This is a genomic window from Candidatus Laterigemmans baculatus, assembly GCF_010367455.1.
Classification (GTDB): Bacteria; Planctomycetota; Planctomycetia; order Pirellulales; family Pirellulaceae; genus Laterigemmans; species Laterigemmans baculatus.
On the sequence record NZ_WRPR01000028.1, the window covers coordinates 1 to 19667 of the forward strand.

At 62.6% G+C, this 19667-nt stretch carries 11 protein-coding genes; 10 read left to right on the forward strand and 1 reads right to left on the reverse strand.

All coding sequences use genetic code 11. From position 1 onward, the window contains the following. Positions 1-96: 96 nt before the first annotated feature. The gene (locus GNK13_RS06055) at positions 97-4884 is read right to left on the reverse strand and encodes a PQQ-binding-like beta-propeller repeat protein (protein WP_164101613.1); all 4788 of its coding nucleotides are present in this window, start codon (positions 4882-4884) and stop codon (positions 97-99) included. Positions 4885-5555: 671 nt separating this feature from the next. Here GNK13_RS06055 and GNK13_RS06060 point away from each other — a divergent pair. The 10 genes from GNK13_RS06060 to GNK13_RS06105 all read left to right on the forward strand — a co-directional run bounded on the left by GNK13_RS06060 (position 5556) and on the right by GNK13_RS06105 (position 19623). Then, positions 5556-6245 (forward strand): cytochrome c3 family protein, encoded by a 690-nt coding sequence (locus GNK13_RS06060; RefSeq protein ID WP_164101614.1) that lies wholly within the window; start codon positions 5556-5558, stop codon positions 6243-6245. A gap of 5 nt (positions 6246-6250) precedes the next feature. Beyond that, the gene (locus tag GNK13_RS06065) at positions 6251-9517 is read left to right on the forward strand and encodes a TAT-variant-translocated molybdopterin oxidoreductase (RefSeq protein WP_164101615.1); all 3267 of its coding nucleotides are present in this window, start codon (positions 6251-6253) and stop codon (positions 9515-9517) included. 113 nt (positions 9518-9630) lie between these two features. After that, a complete protein-coding gene (gene nrfD / locus GNK13_RS06070) occupies positions 9631-11043 on the forward strand; it encodes an NrfD/PsrC family molybdoenzyme membrane anchor subunit (RefSeq protein WP_164101616.1) in 1413 nt (470 codons plus the stop codon). Positions 11044-11080: 37 nt separating this feature from the next. After that, positions 11081-12454 (forward strand): quinol:electron acceptor oxidoreductase subunit ActD, encoded by a 1374-nt coding sequence (locus GNK13_RS06075; RefSeq protein ID WP_164101617.1) that lies wholly within the window; start codon positions 11081-11083, stop codon positions 12452-12454. A gap of 63 nt (positions 12455-12517) precedes the next feature. Beyond that, entirely contained in the window at positions 12518-13768 is a 1251-nt protein-coding gene (locus tag GNK13_RS06080; RefSeq protein ID WP_164101618.1) for a hypothetical protein, read from the forward strand. A gap of 40 nt (positions 13769-13808) precedes the next feature. Next, positions 13809-14456 carry a hypothetical protein gene (locus GNK13_RS21430; RefSeq protein ID WP_203328948.1) on the forward strand — a complete coding sequence of 216 codons (648 nt, stop codon included), beginning with the start codon at positions 13809-13811 and terminating at the stop codon, positions 14454-14456. Further along, the gene (locus GNK13_RS06090; protein ID WP_203545342.1) at positions 14443-15390 is read left to right on the forward strand and encodes an SCO family protein; all 948 of its coding nucleotides are present in this window, start codon (positions 14443-14445) and stop codon (positions 15388-15390) included. Before GNK13_RS21430 ends, GNK13_RS06090 begins: the two co-directional genes overlap by 14 nt. Positions 15391-15436: 46 nt before the next feature. Next, the gene (locus GNK13_RS06095) at positions 15437-16522 is read left to right on the forward strand and encodes a cytochrome c oxidase subunit II (protein WP_235934817.1); all 1086 of its coding nucleotides are present in this window, start codon (positions 15437-15439) and stop codon (positions 16520-16522) included. Positions 16523-16611: 89 nt separating this feature from the next. After that, a complete protein-coding gene (locus GNK13_RS06100) occupies positions 16612-18324 on the forward strand; it encodes a cytochrome c oxidase subunit I (protein WP_164101621.1) in 1713 nt (570 codons plus the stop codon). 72 nt (positions 18325-18396) lie between these two features. Beyond that, positions 18397-19623 (forward strand): cytochrome c oxidase subunit 3, encoded by a 1227-nt coding sequence (locus tag GNK13_RS06105; protein WP_164101622.1) that lies wholly within the window; start codon positions 18397-18399, stop codon positions 19621-19623. The last annotated feature ends 44 nt before the right edge of the window (positions 19624-19667 follow it).

Below are 19667 nucleotides of genomic sequence, written 5' to 3' on the forward strand. Positions count from 1 at the left end.
CCGGTTGCCGGAATTTCAAATTTGGAAATTGAGATTTGGGATTTTTCTCCCGGCTCCCGGCTCCCGGCTCCCGGCTCCCGGCTCCCGGCTCCCGTTTTATCTTTGCGGGTCGAAGATGCCTTGTGGTTCAGGGATCGCCTGCTGTCTCGATTTTTGGATCTGCGCTTCGATCGTCTCTGCGTCCAGGCGACGCTCCGCTTCCGCGAGCGGGGTCTCGATGAACTTGAACAGGAAACCGTACCGCGACATCCGCACGTCGACGGTATTGTCCTCGGGTGCGATCACTGCATCGGTGCTGATGTCGTTGAAGTTGCTCTCCACTTCCATGTCATCGACGCTTGCCGCCAGGCTCCCATCGCGGGTGTCGATCGCGAGCAGGTCCATGCGTTTTACCGGCTTGCCGGCGTTCGGGTACGAGCGAGCGGCTCGAGTCAGGACCAGCAGCGGACCACCGCTCGGCTGCGAGCGGGTAACGCCCCACGCTCCGTCCAGCTCGTAACTCCAACGCAGCGAGCCATCCTCGAGCGAGATCGAGTGGATCGGACCGTCGGTCTCCACATGTTGTTCGCCCCAACCGTAATCCATGTTCGCTGCGTTGTTCGGATCGACCGTGCGATCGTCGCGGCGGGTGGCGGTGATCAGCAGTTGATCGCCCCACAGCAATGCGTTGATCCCCGAAAGCCGTCCGCCAGTCTCGACGGTGGTGTCGGCGATCTGAAGGCCTCGATACAGATCCCAGACGAGCACGCGTCCCTGGTCGGTCATTACCGCCATGATCCGGCCATCCAGGATCCGGGCAAACGCGGGAGCTGGCTGCGGTTCCGCGGCGGGACGTGGCGTAAACTCCGGGGCATCCCCCTCGGCCGCCCCGGACCTCGCTGCCTCCGACTCTGGCTCATTCGACTCCGGTTCGATCTTTGCGGTCAGGACATCGCGGCCGGTGATCGGGTCGTGGAGCCGAATGACCCGTTCGGTCGGCGGCTGGTCGGCAGCCGTCTGGCGCAAGTGGCTGGTCAGCAAATGCGGGCCAGCGGCAAGATGGATCCGGTGATTCGAGTCCCACGGTTCGCTCCGCACGAGCTGCCCATCCTCGCTGCGGAGCACCTGGACACCGTCGCGGAGGGAGACGACGGCGACATGTTCGGCGTCGGCGACGACGTGGGCGTCATCGGCGTAACCGCTCGACCGCCAAAGTTCCTCATTCGTCAACGCGTCGATGGCAATCAGCTCGTTGCCTTGCAGCAAGAAGAACCGCTCCCCGACGATCGGGCCGAGCCGCATCACGCCAATCATCCCCGCTCCGCGCTGGCCCGTCAGATAGACATAGTTCTTGCGATTGTCACCGAGGAAGTCGGGAGCGCTGCGGCTGCGAACGGTGTCGTTGCCGGTCTGCGACCTCCAGGGACGCCGCCAGAGGACCGCATCGATCCCGTTTTGGCCGAGCGAGAAGAGGTCGATCGCGACCAATTCCTGGGGCATGAGCAAGATCATCAGCCCACCGTCGACCGTGGCTTGTTTGAGATCCTTGTCGATCTGCCCGCCGTCGAATGCGATCGCATGGTCTTTGCCTTGGGGGTCGCGAAGCACGATCGAGCCTGTCGCGTCGATCTGCGGTACCCAGCCCGCCATGGTGGCTCCGCGGCGGGAAACCACTTCGATCGGTTCGGGGCGGTTGCGGGCGAGCTGCTGGCGATTCAGTTCATCGCGGGCGGTCACCCGCACGCCCGCCGGCCACGAGTGCGGCGCGGTCAACTCGGCGATCCGCCGTTGCAACTCCCGCAGTTCGCCAGTCGCGGCACCCGCGGACTCCGCTTCCTCGCTGGCTCCCGTTTCCGGTGCGGCGTTCGGACGGCTGGCCGCCACAGCGCGGGCGGCCAGGAGGTGAGCGTCTTCGGCAAATCCGGTGCGGACATACAGTTCCGCTAGCCGCCGGCTCCACTCGATCGTTCGCGCACGATCCGACTCGGCAGGCTCTCCGCCCCCCGGATTTGCTTGGCGGCTGGCTTCGAGAGCGGTGAGGGCGTCGAGAGCCAAGCGTTCGGCTTGGACCGGCAGCCCCTCTTCGAGAGCGGCGTCGAACAGCCCGCGTCGGATCGGATCGGTCGCCGCCGACCGGCCGAACTGGTCGAGCAGGCGGCGGCGGACGATCGGCGTGTCGTTGGTCAGCGGTTCGACATGCGCGACAATCTGCTGCTCGATCGTCGTTTGCTGGGCGGGATCGGCGAGCTCGAGAGAGACGCGCAGTTGGGCAGCGATCCAGCCGTCGAGCGAGGTTCGGGAAGCGGGACCGGTGTCGATCTGTCGCGGTGCCCGAGCCCGCATCGTCTGTTCTTCTCGCAGCACGACCGAGGACAGAGCGACCAGATGCTCGACCGCCGCGACCGGTTGCTCGGCGGCGATCGCCCCACCGGCCTGCAGCCGCAGCAACTCGATTCGCTGGGGAGTCAATTCAATCAGTCCTTCGAGCAGCTCAGCGGCTTCCGGATTCGGCGTCTCGCCTTCGCGGATCGTGGCGAGCATCGCATCGATCAGCAGCACGCGGACTTCCTCATCCTGGGGGTCTTGGCGACGCGCCTTGAGCAGCCACTCGATCGCCTCGCTCCGCTCGCCTTGCTGAAGGAGCAACTCGCCGCGGCGGATCATGGCCCAGTGGTCGTTCTCGTTCGCCGCCAACCGGGCTTCGACGATCGGCAACAACGGTTCTTCGGCGTAGGCGACCGCCAGCGTCGTCGCATCCTGGGAAACGATGCTGTCGGCAGTTGCCAAAAGGTTGCCGACGGGGAACTCGGTTTCGCGGCGGCGGAGCACTTTGCCACTCTCCAAGTCGATTTCGAGGATCGCATTGGCGGTGGTCGGCAGCAGGTACACGCCGTCCCCGAACACGCCAGTCCCAGCGACCACTTCTTCGATCGGCAGGCTGACGGGGGTGGACCAGGTCGCGAGCCCCGTGCTGAGGCTGTAGGCCTGGACCCGATTGGTCGAGACCAGCAGGAACTGGCCGTCGCGGATCCCGGCGACGTATCGGTAGTCCTTCCGCGCGATCGGCGGCCACAGCGGTTCACCCGTCAGCAGATCGAAGCCGTACAGCGAATCAGACTCGACTGGGCTGACCAGCACGCGGCCGTCGGCGATCATCGGCGTCCCGTCGAGCCAGCGGCGGAGCAGCATCGTTTGCTCGGGAACTCCGCGGCGACGGCCGCGGATCATCTCCATCGCATCGCTCCGCTGAAACTGGGTTCCCCAGAGCAGCGTGCGGCTAGCGAGATCGAAGGCCACGATGGCACCGGCCGAGGTGGGGCAGATCAGAACCCCGTCGCTGTAGGCGGGCATCGCTCCGCCGACCCGGCGAACCGGGTCGTTCACGATGCCTCCCCCTTCGTTGGCGAGCAATTGCTGTCGCCACAACTCGCGGCCGGTCAACGGATCGAGGCTCAGGAGATAGATGTCGCCGGAGAGCTCGACCATCTGGTAGAGCGCGCCGTCGACCGGCAGCGGGGGCCCGAGGAAAAAGGCTTCGGCCAGACTGTTCTCTTCCGGCTCCTGCCCCTCCTTGCCACGCATCCAGAGAAGCTTTCCTTCGGTCGCGAGATCGAGAGCGACGAGCGTGTTCGACCCTCCGCCGTGGGGTTCGGCCATTCGAAATCCAGGCACACCCAGCGGACCGATGCTCGACATCTCCAGCTCGCCGAGGTCCGAGAGCAGAAAGACGCGGCTGCCATCGCTACTGATCCGGCCATACGGCAGATCGTTCCAGACCCGCTGGACCAGCAGGTCGCGGGCGGCGCTGTCGTTGCCCATCTGGTCGACTTCGATCTCGTCCGCCTCGAGGCTGTCGGCGGCACTGAACCAGGGGTACTCCCAAATCCGTTTGCCGGTCGCGAAATCGACGGCCACCATCCGCTCGGTGGTTCGCATCAGCAGCTGACCGTCGACGACGATCGGCTGCCAGCTCGGCGCCGGTACGTCGCTGCTGTGAGCGGCTGCCTCGATGAATTCATCGAGCGTTCGTTGCTGCCGTTGGCTGCTAGTCGTCGGAAGGAGCCAGCGGATGCTGCTCAGCGGCAAATGTCCGCCGCCGGCACCGCGACGAGCCGGCCCTCCGGAAGCGATCCTCGTCTGCTCGGCAGTGGCGGCCCGTCGATGGCTGAGGCTGCCGAACATCTGCTGAAACCAGGCTGCGTCGGGGCCACCCCGAGGGACATCGACTCCGCGGCCCCCGACGTTCACCGCGGTGCTGCCGAGCCCGGGACCATCGGCCGCCGGTTCGAGGCCGGCGAGATACTCGGCTTCGGCCAGAGCAACCTGCGGTGCGTTGCCAAGGCTGGCGGTGGCCCGGGGCTGCGCCGTCAGACGCCGCAGGATGGCGACCGCCGCCACCGGTCGCCCCTCGGTCAGCTCCAAGTAACCGAGCAGCAGTGTCGCTTCGTAGCCAGCGGTGGTGTGGAAATAGCGCCGCGAGACCTCCCGCAGGCCCGCTCGATCCCGTGCCCCGCCGGCTTCGTCCACTAACCGCCGCGCCTGAGGGCCGTACCGCGCCTCGTAGATGTCGAGTCCTTCGGGAGGAAGTTGCCCGAGCATCGCTTCGGCTTTTCGAAGCAGGCTTTGCCGCGTTCGTGGATTGCCCTGATCGGCGTCGAGGAAAAAATCCTGCCCCGTTAGGTCGGCGTCATCTCCGTCGACCGGTTCGCGGGCGAGCAGATCTCCGAGGGCCACGACCGCATCGCTGTACCGCTGCGTCGCGACCGCCCGCTCGGCTCTGGAGAGCGTTTGGGCGATCGAACGCGGCGGCTCGATGAACCGTCCGGGAGGCGTGCCGACGCTCATCCCAAAATTCTGAGCCGCCGCTTGGCCGACAAACGCTTCGGGGACGAGGGCTGCTCCCACCAGGAGGCTCAGCGCGACCGCGCCCCCCGCGACGGAACCCGCTGCAACGGAGCCCGCTGCAACCGGGAGCTGCAGCGCTAGCAACATCTGGACGCAGCCGAGAAGCGACGAACGGGGCGACCAACAAATGGTCGGGCGGGTTTTACACATAAGGCAGACAGTATCCTGAGCCGCAATCCGAGCGGGAGCCGGTGCCCGAGGTGAAGGAGCACCAGAGGATGCGAAGAAGCTTCATGCTAACGATTGTAGAGGCTGTGCGCGGGAGCAAACAATCGCCGACCGCCGATCGGCCGAGTCGCCCCGGGGAAATGGATCGGGACTCGCCGGTCGCGAGCGGCGGGGCGAGCCGACGAAAAATTCTCCGAGCACGACACTTTGGCACGGCACCTTGGCTTTCCATGTCGCGACTTGCGTTCCGGCTGTCGAGTGCTTGCCATTGTCCGAGTGAATCGGCAGGCCCCGCGTCTTGGTGGCGACGTTCCGGCCGCTTGGGGAGTTGTGACGGCAAGCACCTCGGGGCGGGGTTGCGGTCGATTGTCGCGACCCGCGGCATGCCCTTGCGATGATCACGGGGTGAGGGCGATACTGCCCGAACGGCGAACGTTCATCACTCCTGGTCGTGCTTCCCACAGCGGATGCAGAGTCCTAACCGCTCGATCCCCACAGTCGCAATGGATCGCTTTCTCTTTCCACGTTGGGTCAACCGTTTCCTGGTGCTGCTCGGCGGCTTCGTTGTCGCTGGGGCAGTCTATGCCGGAGCTCTAGGCGGTTTTTTGACCGATCCTCAGACGCTGAATGTCGGCTACCAGCCGGAGCAGCCCGTGCCGTTCAGTCACGCGATTCACGCCGGCGAGCTCCGGATGGATTGTCGGTACTGTCACAACACGGTGTTCGATGCGGCTCATGCGGCGGTTCCGCCGACGGCCACGTGCGTGAATTGTCACAGCCCCTACGGCGAGGACAACCAAGCGGCGCTGGCGGCGGTGCGGCCGGACAGTGTCGATCTGCGGCCGATCCACGAGAGTTGGGAGTCGGGGCGGAGCGTGGCATGGAAGCGGGTGCATAACCTCCCCGAGTTCGTCTATTTCAACCATGCCGCGCACGTCAACTCGGGTGTCAGTTGTGTGAGCTGTCACGGCCGCGTCGACAAGATGGAAGTCGTGCATCAGGACAAGGAGCTCTCGATGGCGTGGTGCCTCGATTGCCACCGCAATCCTGCCCCGCACATTCGGCCGGTTGAGTTTGTTACCAAGCTAGATTGGCAGCCCGAGGAGGGTGTTGACCCGGTTGAGTTGGGTGAGCAGCTAGTCGAAGAAAAAGATATCACTCCGCTAACCCACTGTGCCGTTTGTCACCGATGACACACATGAAAACTCAGTCGCAGCGGCGTTACTGGCGCAGTCTCGACGAGCTGCGGCAGACGCCCGAGTTCGAGCAGTTTCTGCACCGCGAGTTTCCGGTTGCCGCTTCGGAATATCCCGAGGGGGTCTCCCGTCGCCGTTGGTTGCAGTTGATGGGTGCTTCTTTGGCGATGGCCGGCACGATTGGGTGTCGCTATCCCGAAGAAACGATCGCCCCGTTCGTGATTCGGCCCGAGGGGCGGGTTCCGGGTGAGCCCTACTTGCGGGCGACGAACTTCGAGTTGGCCGATCGCGTTCATCACTTGCTTGTCTCTTGCGTGGACGGCCGTCCGTTGAAGATCGAGGGGAATCCCGATCATCCAGCGTCGGGCGGCGGTACCGATCTGTTTGCTCAGGCCTCGATTTTGGGGCTTTATGACCCGGATCGGGCGAGCGAGGTCGTGCGGCGGGTTGGCGGAAAGCGGGAGGCTAGCGAGTGGGGTGCCTTCGAGGCGTACGCGCGGCCGCTCGTTGCCGGTCAGTCGGCTGGCCGGGTGGCGGTGTTGATGCCGCCGACGCAGTCTCCTTCGTTGGTGCGGATGGTCGCCGAGTTGCGGCGGGCGGTTCCCGATCTCAGTCTCTGTGTTTACGACTCGGTTCGCGGCGGCGCGGATCGCCAAGCGATGCAGGCTGCTTTCGGTCAGCCGGTGCGGCCATTGTTGGAGCTCGACAAGACGCGAGTGATTTTTGCCCTCGAGTCCGATCTGGTTGGCCAGCACCCGGGCTTTGTGCGGAATGCTCGCCGGTTCTCGGCTGGGCGAAACACTGACGGCGAGGAGATGAATCGGCTCTATGTGGCCGAGGCTGGCTTCTCGGCGACCGGAATGTCGGCCGACGCCCGGTTGGCGCTGCGGCCCTCGCAAATGCCGGCTTTCCTGGCCGCTCTCGAGGAGCGGGTTGAGGGTATCGCGGGTGGTGCGGCGGAGGCGGTCGTCGAGAACGAGTTGCCGTTCGATGAGCTCGATCCGCAGGAGAAGCTCGAGCGATTCCTCGATGTGCTTGCCCGGGATTTGGTCGGTGCTCGCGGCGAGTCGCTGGTGGTCGTGGGTGAGCACCTCGGGCCCGAAGCGGTCGCGGCTGGCGTCCGCTTGAACAGCAAGCTGGAGAACATCGGTCGGACGCTGTTGTTTCTCGAGTCGGCCGATGCCGGCTTGGGTGAGACGGTGGATCTCACAGAGTTGGTCGCGGGTATTCAGAGCGGCGAGGTCGGCACGCTGTTGGTGCTCGGCGGCAACCCGGTATTCACGGCGCCGGCTGACGTGCCTTTGGCGGAAGCGATCGCGCGGGTCGAGAACTCGATCTATCTCGGTGAGTATGACGACGAGACCGGCTTCCTTTGCCAGTGGTCGCTGCCGGCGGCTCACCCGCTCGAGAGTTGGGGGGACTGTTTTGGCGACGAGGGGCACTACGGGGTTTGTCAGCCCCATATTCTGCCGCTGCTCAACGGTCGCACGGCGCTGGAGGTCATTGCTGGGATGCTCGGAGCGGATGAGCGGACCGGAGAGGCCATTGTTCGGCGGACCGCCGATCAGGTCGCTGGCGGTTCGTTGAGCGACCGCGAGTGGCGTCAGTTGTTGCACGACGGTTACCGCGAGGGGCTGGGTGTGTCGCCCGTCGAGGTGACGTTCAGCGGCGGCGATGAGCCGATTGCCGAGCCGACGCCCGTGGCGACCGATGCGATCGACATCGACAGTCTGGAACTGGTTTTCGTCCCCGCCGACGGCGTTTACGACGGCCGGTTTGCCAATAACGGCTGGCTGCAGGAAATGCCTCAGCGAGTCACCAAGCTGACTTGGGACAACGCGGCGATCATGAGCCCGCGCACTGCCCGGGAGTTGGGTGTTCACCATGGTGTGATGGCGGCTTTTGGGGACGACGCGCTTGAGCTGCCGGTGTATGAGATTCCCGGTGTCGCTCCCGGTGTGGTGGTGGTGCCCTACGGGTACGGCCGGACCCGCGCCGGTGTGATCGGCGGGTTTCGGGAGCTGGATATCGAGCCGGTCGGTTTTGATGTTCAGCCGCTTCGCACGACCGAGACGATGCAGATCGCGACCGGAGTTCGGGGTCGTCCGCGGCGGCACGAATATGTGTTGGCGACGACGCAGGATCACTGGGCAATCGACCCGCTCGGCCGCGAGGAGGCGGAGGACCGCAGTTACCAGCTCGTTCGCGAGGGGACCAAGGACCTGTACCGGCTGGTCGAGGACTTTGCTCAGTACCTCGGTGTGCACAAGCCCGAAGGGGTCGGTTCGCTCTGGAAGGAGCCGATCGACACGATCGAGGAGGAGCGTCCCGAGTTGCCGCAGTGGGGGATGTCGATCGATCTGACGAAGTGCCTCGGCTGCAATGCCTGTGTGATCGCCTGTCAGTCGGAGAATAACGTTCCGATCGTCGGCAAGGAGCAGGTGGCGATGGGCCGCGAGATGCACTGGCTTCGCATCGACCGCTACTTCCAGGGCGACGAGGACCACGCCGATGTGGTTCAGCAGCCGATGCTCTGCCAGCACTGTGAGACAGCGCCGTGCGAATCGGTTTGTCCGGTCGCCGCGACGATGCACACCGACGACGGCATCAATGCGATGGCCTATAACCGCTGCATCGGCACGCGGTACTGTGCCAACAACTGCCCCTATAAGGTTCGCCGGTTCAACTACTTCAACTGGAATGAAGACGTTGGTGTTGGGTACGGGATCGATGCCTTCCCGAGCAACATCGAGAAGGCCAATCGCAAGTTGAAGCAGTTGGTCCTGAACCCCGAGGTCACGGTTCGCGGCCGCGGTGTGATGGAGAAGTGCACCTTCTGTATCCAACGCGTCGAAGCGGGCAAGATCGAAGCGATCAAGGATGGTCGTCGCGGGATTCGAGACGGCGACGTCCAGACCGCCTGCCAGCAGGCTTGCCCGAGTGGTGCGATCCAGTTTGGGAACATCGCCGACGAGAATTCGGCAGTCTCCAAGCAGCACCACAATCCTCGGGCCTATGCGATGCTCGACCAGTTGAACACCAAGCCTCGCAACCTATATCTGGCTCGGATCCGCAATACCCCGCCGCGGCTGATGACTTCCACGCAGTTGCTGGACCTGAAGCGGTTGCCGGAAATCGCCGCTCACCACCATGCCGGCCATGGCGATGGTGGCCACGGAGAGGAAGGGCACGGCGAAGGTCATGGGGAAGGCGGGCACGGCGAGGAATCGCATGACGCGTCCGCTCCGGCGCATGAAGAACACTCCTGAGCAACGCATTTGTGAGTTGGGTGCCTGCGGTGCCCATCTTTTGAAACACATTCAAAACCAGTCGCGTCTTCGGACGCCAGCCATTTCAGCCATTCAGTCGATTCGGTAATTCCATGGCAATCGCCGCAACCACAGGTCTGGACAACACGGTCGAGCGACCGGGCGAACGCGCCCCGTTGGTCCTGGGTAATACGACGTACCATACGATCACCGAGTCGGTCTCGAGCATTGCCGAACAGCCGCCTTCGAAGCTGTGGGTGTTGGGTTTTTTGGTCTCGGCCAGCTTGGCCAGCATGTTCGGGCTGCTGATTGCGTATTTGATTTACAACGGGGTCGGCGTCTGGGGAAACCGGGACCCGGTCTTCTGGGGATGGCCGATCGTCAACTTCGTGTTTTGGGTCGGTATTGGACACGCGGGAACGTTGATTAGCGCAATTCTGTTCCTGTTCCGTCAGGAGTGGCGGACGAGCATCAACCGCGCGGCTGAGGCGATGACGATTTTCGCGGTCGTCTGTGCGGGAACGTTTCCAGGGATCCACGTCGGTCGCGCCTGGTTGGCGTACTGGCTGGCCCCCTACCCCAGCTTGAACCTGTGGATGTGGCCGCAGTTCCGCAGCCCGCTGCTGTGGGACGTGTTTGCGGTCAGCACGTACGGGACCGTGTCGCTGTTGTTCTGGTACATGGGGATGGTGCCCGACCTGGCGACATTCCGCGACCGCTCGAAGAATAAGTGGCGGCGGATGGCCTACGGGATCTTGGCCCTCGGATGGTGTGGGTCGAGCCGGCACTGGATGCGGTATGAAAAGGCGTATGCGTTGTTGGCCGCTTTGGCCGCTCCGCTGGTTCTCAGCGTGCATACGATCGTGTCGTTCGACTTCGCGGTCAGTCAGGTGCCCGGTTGGCATACGACGATCTTCCCGCCGTACTTTGTCGCCGGGGCGATCTTCAGCGGTTTCGCGATGGTGCTCACGCTGATGATCCCGTCGCGGAGCATTTTTAAGCTCGAACATCTGATCACGGTCCGGCACTTGGAAAATATGTGCAAGATCATTCTGGCGACCGGTTCGATCGTCGGTTTGGCCTACGGCACTGAATTTTTCATCGCTTGGTACGGCCAGGTTCCGGCGGAGCAGTTTGCGTTCATCAACCGTGCCTTCGGACCCTACTGGTGGGCCTACTGGACGATGATTACCTGCAATGTGATCAGCCCGCAGTTGTTCTGGTTCAAGCGGATGCGAACCGACCCGGTATTGATTTTCATCGTCACGATTTTCGTCAATATCGGGATGTGGTTCGAGCGGTTTGTGATCGTGATCACCTCGCTGTCTCGCGATTATCTGCCCAGTGCCTGGGGTTACTTCAGCCCCACGTGGGTCGACTGGGGCATGTTGATAGGCTCGTTCGGCTTGTTCTTCACCCTCTTCATGTTGTTCTGTCGGTTCATGCCGATCATCAACATGGCTGAGACCAAGGCGACGCTCGCCCACCAGTTGCGTCACGCGTCCCATCACGTCACCGAACATTGATTATCCATATCCACCGGACGAACCACCCTCGCTAACGATGTCCGATTCCAACAATCAAAGCACGCACGGAATGATGGCCGAGTTTGATTCGGTCGATTCATTGCTCGCCGCTGCCCGCCGGATCCGCGATGCCGGCTACACGAAGATCGACGCGTACACGCCGTTCGCCGTCCATGGGATCGACGATGCGTTGGGTATCAAGCCGACGAAGCTCCCCTGGATCACGCTCACCGGCGGCGTCATCGGCGCATTGACCGCGCTGGCGATGCAGATCTGGATGAACTCGATCAATTACCCGTACATCATTTCGGGCAAACCCTACATCAGCCTTCCGGCGTTCATTCCAGTGGCGTTCGAGTTGACGATTCTGTTCGCCAGCTTCGGATCGTTCTTCGGCATGCTGGCGCTCAACCGGCTGCCGCGGTTCAGCAACCCGGTGTTCACCAACCCGCGGTTCGACCTGGCCACGGACGATAAGTTCTTCCTGTATGTCGATGCCAAGGACGCACGGTACGACGGGGAAGGCGTCGCTCGCTTGCTCGGCGACTCCGGCGCGGCATCGGTCGACCCCGTCGTAGAGGATGAGACCCCGACCGAGGTCCCGAAGATCTTCTTCACGCTCGCCGGCGTGTTGGCGATGGTAGCGATCATCCCGGTGCTCGTGGTTGCCATGATGCGGGTCACCACCAGTTCACAGCCGCGGTTCCACGTCTTCTACGACATGGACTTTTCGCCGGCCAAGGATGCCCAGCAGGTCACGACGCTGTTCGCCGACGGCCGGGTGATGCGTCCCGACGTTCCGGGAACCGTCATTCGCAGCGAAGATGGTTTCGACATCGATTTCCAGACCGGCGTCGACATGGAAGCGCTGGCCGCGATGGACCCGGCTCGGGCCGAGCATCTGGTGCGACTGGTCGCACAGGCTCCGGCGGATGAGGCGGCTCCAGCGGACGAGGCGGCGGGCGATCAGGTGGCAGACGCTCAGGCGGCGGGTGGAGCGAGCGAGCCGGTCGACAATACGCCCTGGCTGCAGGACAACCCGCTCGAAGTCGATGCCGAGCTGCTCGCGACGGGGCAGGAGAAATTCAACATCTACTGTGCGGTCTGCCATGGAGTCAGCGGCCGGGGGACCGGGCTTGTGCATCTGCGAGCCCAGCGAATTCAGTCGCCGACGTGGGTCCAGCCGTCGTCGCTGCACCAAGACATCTTGTATGCAAACAATTACGCCGACGGCAAATTGTTCAGCGTGATAACCAACGGCATCCGCAAGATGCCCGGCTACGGAGCGCAGATTTCGGCTTCGGATCGCTGGGCCATCGTGGCCTATGTGCGGGCCCTGCAGTTGAGCCAGAACGCCGAAGAGTCGGACGTGCCGGCGGGCCAGCGAGCGGCCGTCGCCCAAGCCGAATGATTAGCCCCGCGAGTCTCCAATTTACTTTGTGATGCGGTCCCACCCCGTCAGCTTACTACGAACATGAATATTGAACCGGAAAACCCGACACTGCGACTGCCTTCGCCCGTGGCGCGGCTCGCGATGCCGATGATGGGTGTTGGCGCCGTGTTGCTGCTCGTCGGCGTCTTGCTCGGCGCGATCTTCAGCTCCGTTGAGATGCGGTTCGCGATGGGCGCTTACCTGACGGCCTATACGTACTGCCTCACGATCAGCCTCGGGGCCCTGTTCTTCGTCATCATCCAGCATCTCTGCCGGGCCGGTTGGAGCGTCACGGTCCGGCGGGTCGCCGAGCTGTTGATGTCGGTGCTGCCGGTGATGGCGGTCCTGTTCCTGCCGATTCTGGCCACGCTCTGGATCGGTGAGGGAACGCTCTATCGGTGGGACAGCGAAGAGTGGGTTGCCGCTCACCATCCCGACTGGCTGAACCCCGAGAGTCCGCAGCGGAGCAAGGGGATCTATCTGAGCGACTGGTTCTTCACGCTGCGTGCAATTCTCTACTTGTCGATTTGGGCGGGGCTTGCGCTGTACTTCTTTCGGCTCAGCCGTCGCCAGGACGATACGGCGGAGATTCGCCTGACCGAGCGGATGCAGGCCTTCAGCGGACCGGCGGTGATCCTGTTCTCGTTGTCGGTCACGTTCGCCGCCTTTGACTGGGTGATGTCGCTCGAGCCGATCTGGTTCAGCACGATGTTCGGGGTCTACATTTTCGCCGGGGGAATGCTGTCGGCGATCTGCGCGATCACCGTTGGGGTGTATCTGGTGCAGGCTGCCGGGTCGCTGCGTCAACAAGTCACAGTCGAACACTATCACGATCTTGCTAAACTGATATTTGGCTTCGTCACCTTTTGGACCTACATCGCGTTCAGCCAATACCTGCTGATTTGGTACGGCAACATTCCGGAAGAGACCTTCTGGTTTGGCGACCGCCAGGAGCACGGGTGGGCCATCGTCTCGCTGATCCTGGTCTTCTTCCACTGGCTGCTGCCGTTCTTGGCCCTGCTCAATCGCAACCTTCGTCGCCGGCCGGCGTATGTCTGCGGGTGGGCCGCCTACGTGCTGCTGATGCACTTCGTCGACATCTACTGGCTGGTGATGCCTTCGGTCACCGAGTCGCCGACCGGCGGTGTGATGGGGGTCGTGACGACCGTGTTGTGCAGCCTGGGAATGGTCGGTTTGTTTATTGGGGCGGTGCTGCGAGCAGGCGATGGAGCTCCTTTGATTCCGGTGCGAGATCCGCGTCTTCAGGAATCGCTGGCGTTCCACAACATCTGATCCAATTCCATCCTTTCTTGCCTTCGGCGCGAGTCCTCACATGGCTCAATACGACGACCTTAACGCACGCCAGATTTGGGTGGTGGGCATCGTTTCAGCGGCTTTGACCGCGGTCACGATCCTGGCTGTCCAAGTGCTCTACTACGCTTTGCTGAGCCGGCACAACGACGTCAAGCTGGCCGGCAGCGAGTACAGCATCAGCAACGCCTATCTGGCCGCCGAGGCCGAGCAGATCCGCAGCTACGGCCGCGACGCGGAAACCGGTGCGGTGCATATCCCGATCGAGCGGGCCATGACCTTGATCGTCCAGCGGAAGGCGGAATCGAGCGAAGGCCAAGCGTCCAGCGAGACCCCGGTCGAAGAGCCCGCCCAAAAGCCTGCGGCTGAGGAAATGAAGGAAGAGCCGGCCCCCGAGGCGGCAGAGCCCGCTGAGCAGGAAGCGGCTCCGGCGGAAACGCCGGCAGAGACGTCGGCGGAAGCGGCGGAAGAAACGCCCGCGGAAGAGGACACCCAAGCACCTGCGGACGACGTCGAAGAGGCGGCGGACGTCGAGGCAGTGTCGGCGGAGCAGGATGAGGCTCCGGCGGCGGAGGAAGCGGCAGAAGCCCCGGCTGAGGAGAAGGAAGAGCCGGCGAGCGAGCCGAGCCCCGAATCCGACGAACCGGCTACCGGTGATGATGAATCCTAAGCAAACCCTGTCGACCGCCGCCGCGCTGGCGCTCGCCTTCTGCTGGGCGGTTCCAGGGCACGCTCAGTTGAATGAGAGCGTGCCGCGGGAAGTCCGCGACGTGGGGGTCGATCAGCAACTTGGGGCGGAGCTGCCGCTGAGCCTCTCGGCGGTCGATTCGCAGGGCCGCAAGGTCCGCTTGGCCCAGTACTTCGACGGCCGGCGACCGGTGCTGGTGACGTTGAACTACAGCGACTGTCCGATGCTGTGCACGGTTCAGCTTTCGCAACTGGTCGTGTCGCTCGACAAGCTGGATCTGCAGATCGGTGACGACTTCCAAATCGTCACCGTGAGTATCGATCCGAAGGAGCCGCTGGCGCGAAGCCGGGAGACCAAAGCCAAGTATGTCGCTCAACTGCCAAACCAGCCGAAGGCGAGCGAGGGCTGGCATTTTTTGACGATGTCGGAGCCTTCGATCGAGGCGTTGTCGGAGCGGATGGGCTTTCGATATCGGTACGACGAACTGACTAAAGAGTATTACCATCCGGCGATGTTGGCCTTTGTGTCGCCCGACGGAGTGATCACCCGCTACTCGCTGGACGTGGCCTTCCCGCCCGACCAAGTCAAGATGGCGCTGGTCGAGGCTTCGAAGGGGACGATCGGTTCGGCGGTCGATCAACTGTTGCTGCTCTGTTTCAGCTACGACGCCGAGCGGAATCGCTACACGGCGAGCGCTTGGCGGCTGATGCGGATCGGTGCGGTGCTGACCGTGGGCGTGTTGCTGGTGACGATGACTCCGTTCTGGATTGGCCGCCGCCGCAGTGCGCAAGGCGACGATTCGCACGGCAGTCACGGCAGTCACGGCAGTCACGGCAGTCACGGCGACGGCGAGATGAGCGGCGGCGACGATGGAACTGGGACCGCTCCTCCCGCGGCCGGTGGCCAACAAGTCTAAGTAAGCAAATCCAATCGCGTTTTCCTGTTCGAGGATGATTCAGCAGATGTTCGGGCCATTTCTCAGTCCCCTTTGGGGCGACGTCAACGACGGCCTCTGGTTCCCGCAGGACGCGTCGACTTTTGCCGGTGAGGTCGATAGTACCTTCAACATGATCCTGTGGATCTGTATCGCGTTCTTCATTCCGATCGTGATTGCGCTCGCTTGGTTTGCGATTAAGTACCATCAGCCCAAGGGGGGCAAAGCGACCAGCCGCGTGCGGCACAATAACGTGCTCGAGATCAGCTGGTCTGTCTTTCCCGCGTTTGTCCTCGTGATCATGTTCGTCCGCGGCAGCTGGGGCTACCTCGATCAGCGCGAGCCGCCGACCGGTGCGGCCGAAGTGAACGTGCAGGCGTTCAAGTGGGACTGGTCGATGGATTACGGCAATGGCATCGTGAGCCCCGAACTGCACGCGGTGGTCAATCAGCCCACCCGCTTGGTGATGCGGTCGACCGATGTCATCCACAGCCTGTATGTCCCCGCGTTTCGCATTAAGCGGGACGTCGTTCCGGGACGTTACAATGTGATTTGGTTCGAAGCGACCGTGGCCAGCGAGAAGGTGTCGCAGGCAGAGCTCGACGAGGCGCTGAAGGATGCCGAGGAGAACCACGGCGGCGACTTCGACCCCGAGCGGTACGGTTTCACCCGTCAGGGCTATACCTACTTTGACCTGTACTGCGCCGAGTACTGCGGCCGCGATCACTCGCAGATGCAAACGGTCGTGGTGGTCCACGAGACGCAGGAAGATTTCGAAGCGTGGCTCGCGGCGGCCAACGTCAAGCCGGAGGGAATGACGGACGAAGAGTACGGCCGCCAACTGTATCAGACTCGCGGCTGCCAATCGTGCCACTCGATTGACGGGACGCGGTTGGTCGGTCCCTCTTTTGCCGGACTGTTCGGAACCACCCACGCCCTTGAGTCGGGCGAGCAGGTCACGGTCGACGAAAATTACGTGCGCGAGTCGATCCTCGATCCGCGGGCCAAGATCGTGGCCGGATACCAGGCGGTGATGCCGTCTTATAAAGGCCAGTTGACCGACGAGCAGATCAACAGCTTGGTCGCCTTCATCAAAAGTCTCAATGGCGACTGATCTCGCCACCCACCACTGCACAACGACCCCTGCACAACAACCACCGACGCCGCGGCATCGGAACGCATCATTTATTTCGAGGACTGACGATGGCTACATCGGCGACTCATGCCGGATACGCTGCCGACAACTATCTAAATCATTCCCGCGGTTTGGCGAGCTGGTTGTTCACCCTCGACCATAAACGAATTGGGGTGATGTACCTGATCGGTATTCTGACCAGCTTCCTGGTCGGTGGCTTGCTGGCGATGGCGATTCGGGCGCACCTAATGGCTCCCGATGGGGCGCTGCCCCTGACGAACGACCAGTACAACCAAGTGTTCACGCTTCACGGCGCGATCATGGTCTTCCTGTTCATCATTCCGAGCGTCCCCGCGGCGCTTGGAAACTTCCTGGTCCCGGTCATGCTCGGAGCCAAGGATGTTGCTTTCCCGCGAATGAACCTGGGAAGCTTCTACCTGTGGTGCTTCGGCGCGCTGTTCCTCGTCGGCGCTTTGCTGTCGAGCGGTCTCGACACCGGCTGGACGTTCTATACGCCCTATAGCACGACGACCGACACCTCCGTGGTGCTGGCAACTTTTGGTGCTTTTGTGCTCGGCTTCAGCTCGATCTTCACTGGGCTGAACTTCATCGTGACGATCAACACCATGCGGCCGCCGGGGATGACCTGGTTCCGGATGCCGCTGTTCCTGTGGGCGACCTACGCGACCAGCATTATTCAGGTTCTGGCGACTCCGGTGCTCGGGATCACGCTGTTGTTGCTGATCGCCGAACGGACGATGCACATCGGGATTTTTGACCCCGAGTACAACGGCGACCCGGTGACCTACCAGCACTTCTTCTGGTTCTACAGCCATCCGGCCGTGTACATCATGATTTTGCCGGGCTTCGGCATCATCAGCGAATTGATCAGCGTGCACAGCCATAAGGGCATCTTCGGCTACCGCTTCATCGCTTACAGCTCGATCGCCATCGCGCTGCTCGGCTTCCTCGTCTGGGGACACCACATGTTCACCAGCGGGATGAGCAACCTGACGACGATTGTCTTTAGCGCCTTGACGTTCAGCGTCTCGATTCCGTCGGCGATCAAGGTCTTCAACTGGTTGGCGACGATGTATAAGGGCTCGATCAGCCTGACGACGCCGATGTGTTACGCCTTGTCGTTCTTGTTCCTGTTCACGATCGGCGGTCTGACCGGATTGTTCCTGGGAACGCTCAACACCGACCTGCACTTGCACGACACGTACTTCATCGTCTCCCACTTTCACTATGTGATGATGGGCGGAACGGTGGTGGCGTTTGTCGGTGGCCTGTTCCACTGGTGGCCAAAAATGTTCGGCCGGATGTACAACGAGTTCTGGGGCCGCATCAGCGCCGCGATCGTCTTTATCGGCTTTAACTTGACCTTCTTCCCGCAGTTCATCCTGGGCAGCCGTGGAATGCCGCGGCGATATGCGACGTACGACGTCGAGTTCCAGGGACTGCATCAGATGTCGTCGATCGGCGCGTTCTTGCTTGGGTTCGGTCTGTTGGTCGCCGGGTTGACGCTGTTGCACGCGTTGTTCAAGGGCAAGCTGGCTCCGTCGAACCCTTGGGGTGGAGCAACGCTCGAGTGGCATTGCAGCAGCCCGCCGCCGCATTACAACTTTGCCCACGCTCCGGTGGTCGGCGATCCGTATGAATTCGATCACATCGACTACGACCGGAGCATCGACGGGTACGTGTTCACCTCGCCCCCGCGGGAGGTGCTGCCGAAGACGCCGCAGGCCGAGCCAGCGACGGCGAAGGACAGCCACAGCTGAACCATTACTCGGGACTTTGGTTCCTGATCCTACCGATTCCTGCAACCGCTCAACCTGAACCAGTTCGCCCCCATGGCAACCACCGAAGCACTCCCGCACGATGCCACCGCCGAGGATCACGATCACGGCGATCATCCGGCGTTCCTCGCCCACCACTTCGATACCCCCGAGCAGCAATTCGATTCCGGGAAGCTCGGAATCTGGCTGTTCCTGGTGACCGAAGTGATGATGTTCAGCGGGCTCTTTTGTGCCTACGCCATCTATCGGGCGATGCGGCCAGAGGTATTCGTTGGCAGCAGCGTGTTCTTGAACACCCAGCTCGGAGCGGTGAACACGGGCGTGCTCCTGTTCAGCTCTCTGACAATGGCGTGGGCGGTGCGTTGTGCTCAGCTCGAGCAGCACCGGATGCTGGTCGGGATGCTCGGTGCGACCCTCGGGTGCGCTTCGTTGTTCTTGGGCGTTAAGTCGATCGAGTACTCGCACAAGATGGACCTGGGGCTGCTCCCGGCAGGCTTCTACAGCTACGACCCCCATGCGGTCCATCACCACGAGGGGCTTTCTCCCTTCCTGATTTGGATGGCCGCCCCGTTCGCCATCGCGACCATTGGGTTGCTGGTTTGGTATGTGATCGCCAAGGTTCGCAAGAACGCTTTCCAGTCGCTGGTTGCCGGTCCGCTGCTCGCAGCGGGGCTGAGCTTTTTTGCCGGTGTCGGGCTGGGGATGCTGCTCGAATCGGGCGAGTCGACTGAAGGCGTTGAGCACGTTTCCGAGAGTGCCGAGGAGAGTCTCGCGGAGATTGGCCCGTTGGTGGGCGAAGAGGAAGGGATCCACCGGCAGGATCCGGTCGAGCCGACCGGCGTCGAACCGATCGACGCGGCCGATGCTGAGAACGAGCCGGCCGTTGCCCGAGCGACGGGCGTGGTCGGGCAATTGGCGCAGCAGGAAACCAACAGCGGCGTGCGGCAGCAGTTGTTGGCCGAGGAGCGGCAGGCGGAGATGGCGAGCGGCCGGATCACCACGTCGGCTGAAGATGTGACCGGTCCGGTGGGTGAGCTCGTGCAAGCGATCGACACGCCGCGGCTCGGCGGAGTCTTCTTCAGTATCTACTACTGCATCACTGGACTGCACGCGTTTCACATTCTGGTCGGCATGGGCTTTCTCACCTGGTTGATCGTGCGGGCGGCTCGCCGGGAATTCGAGTCGAACTATTTCGGACCGGTCGACTACGTGGGGCTGTACTGGCACATCGTCGACTTGATTTGGATTTATGTGTTCCCCTTGCTGTACCTGATTCGCTAGTCCGCCGATTTCAGCCCCCTCTCGCATTATTTCTCGCAGGTTTT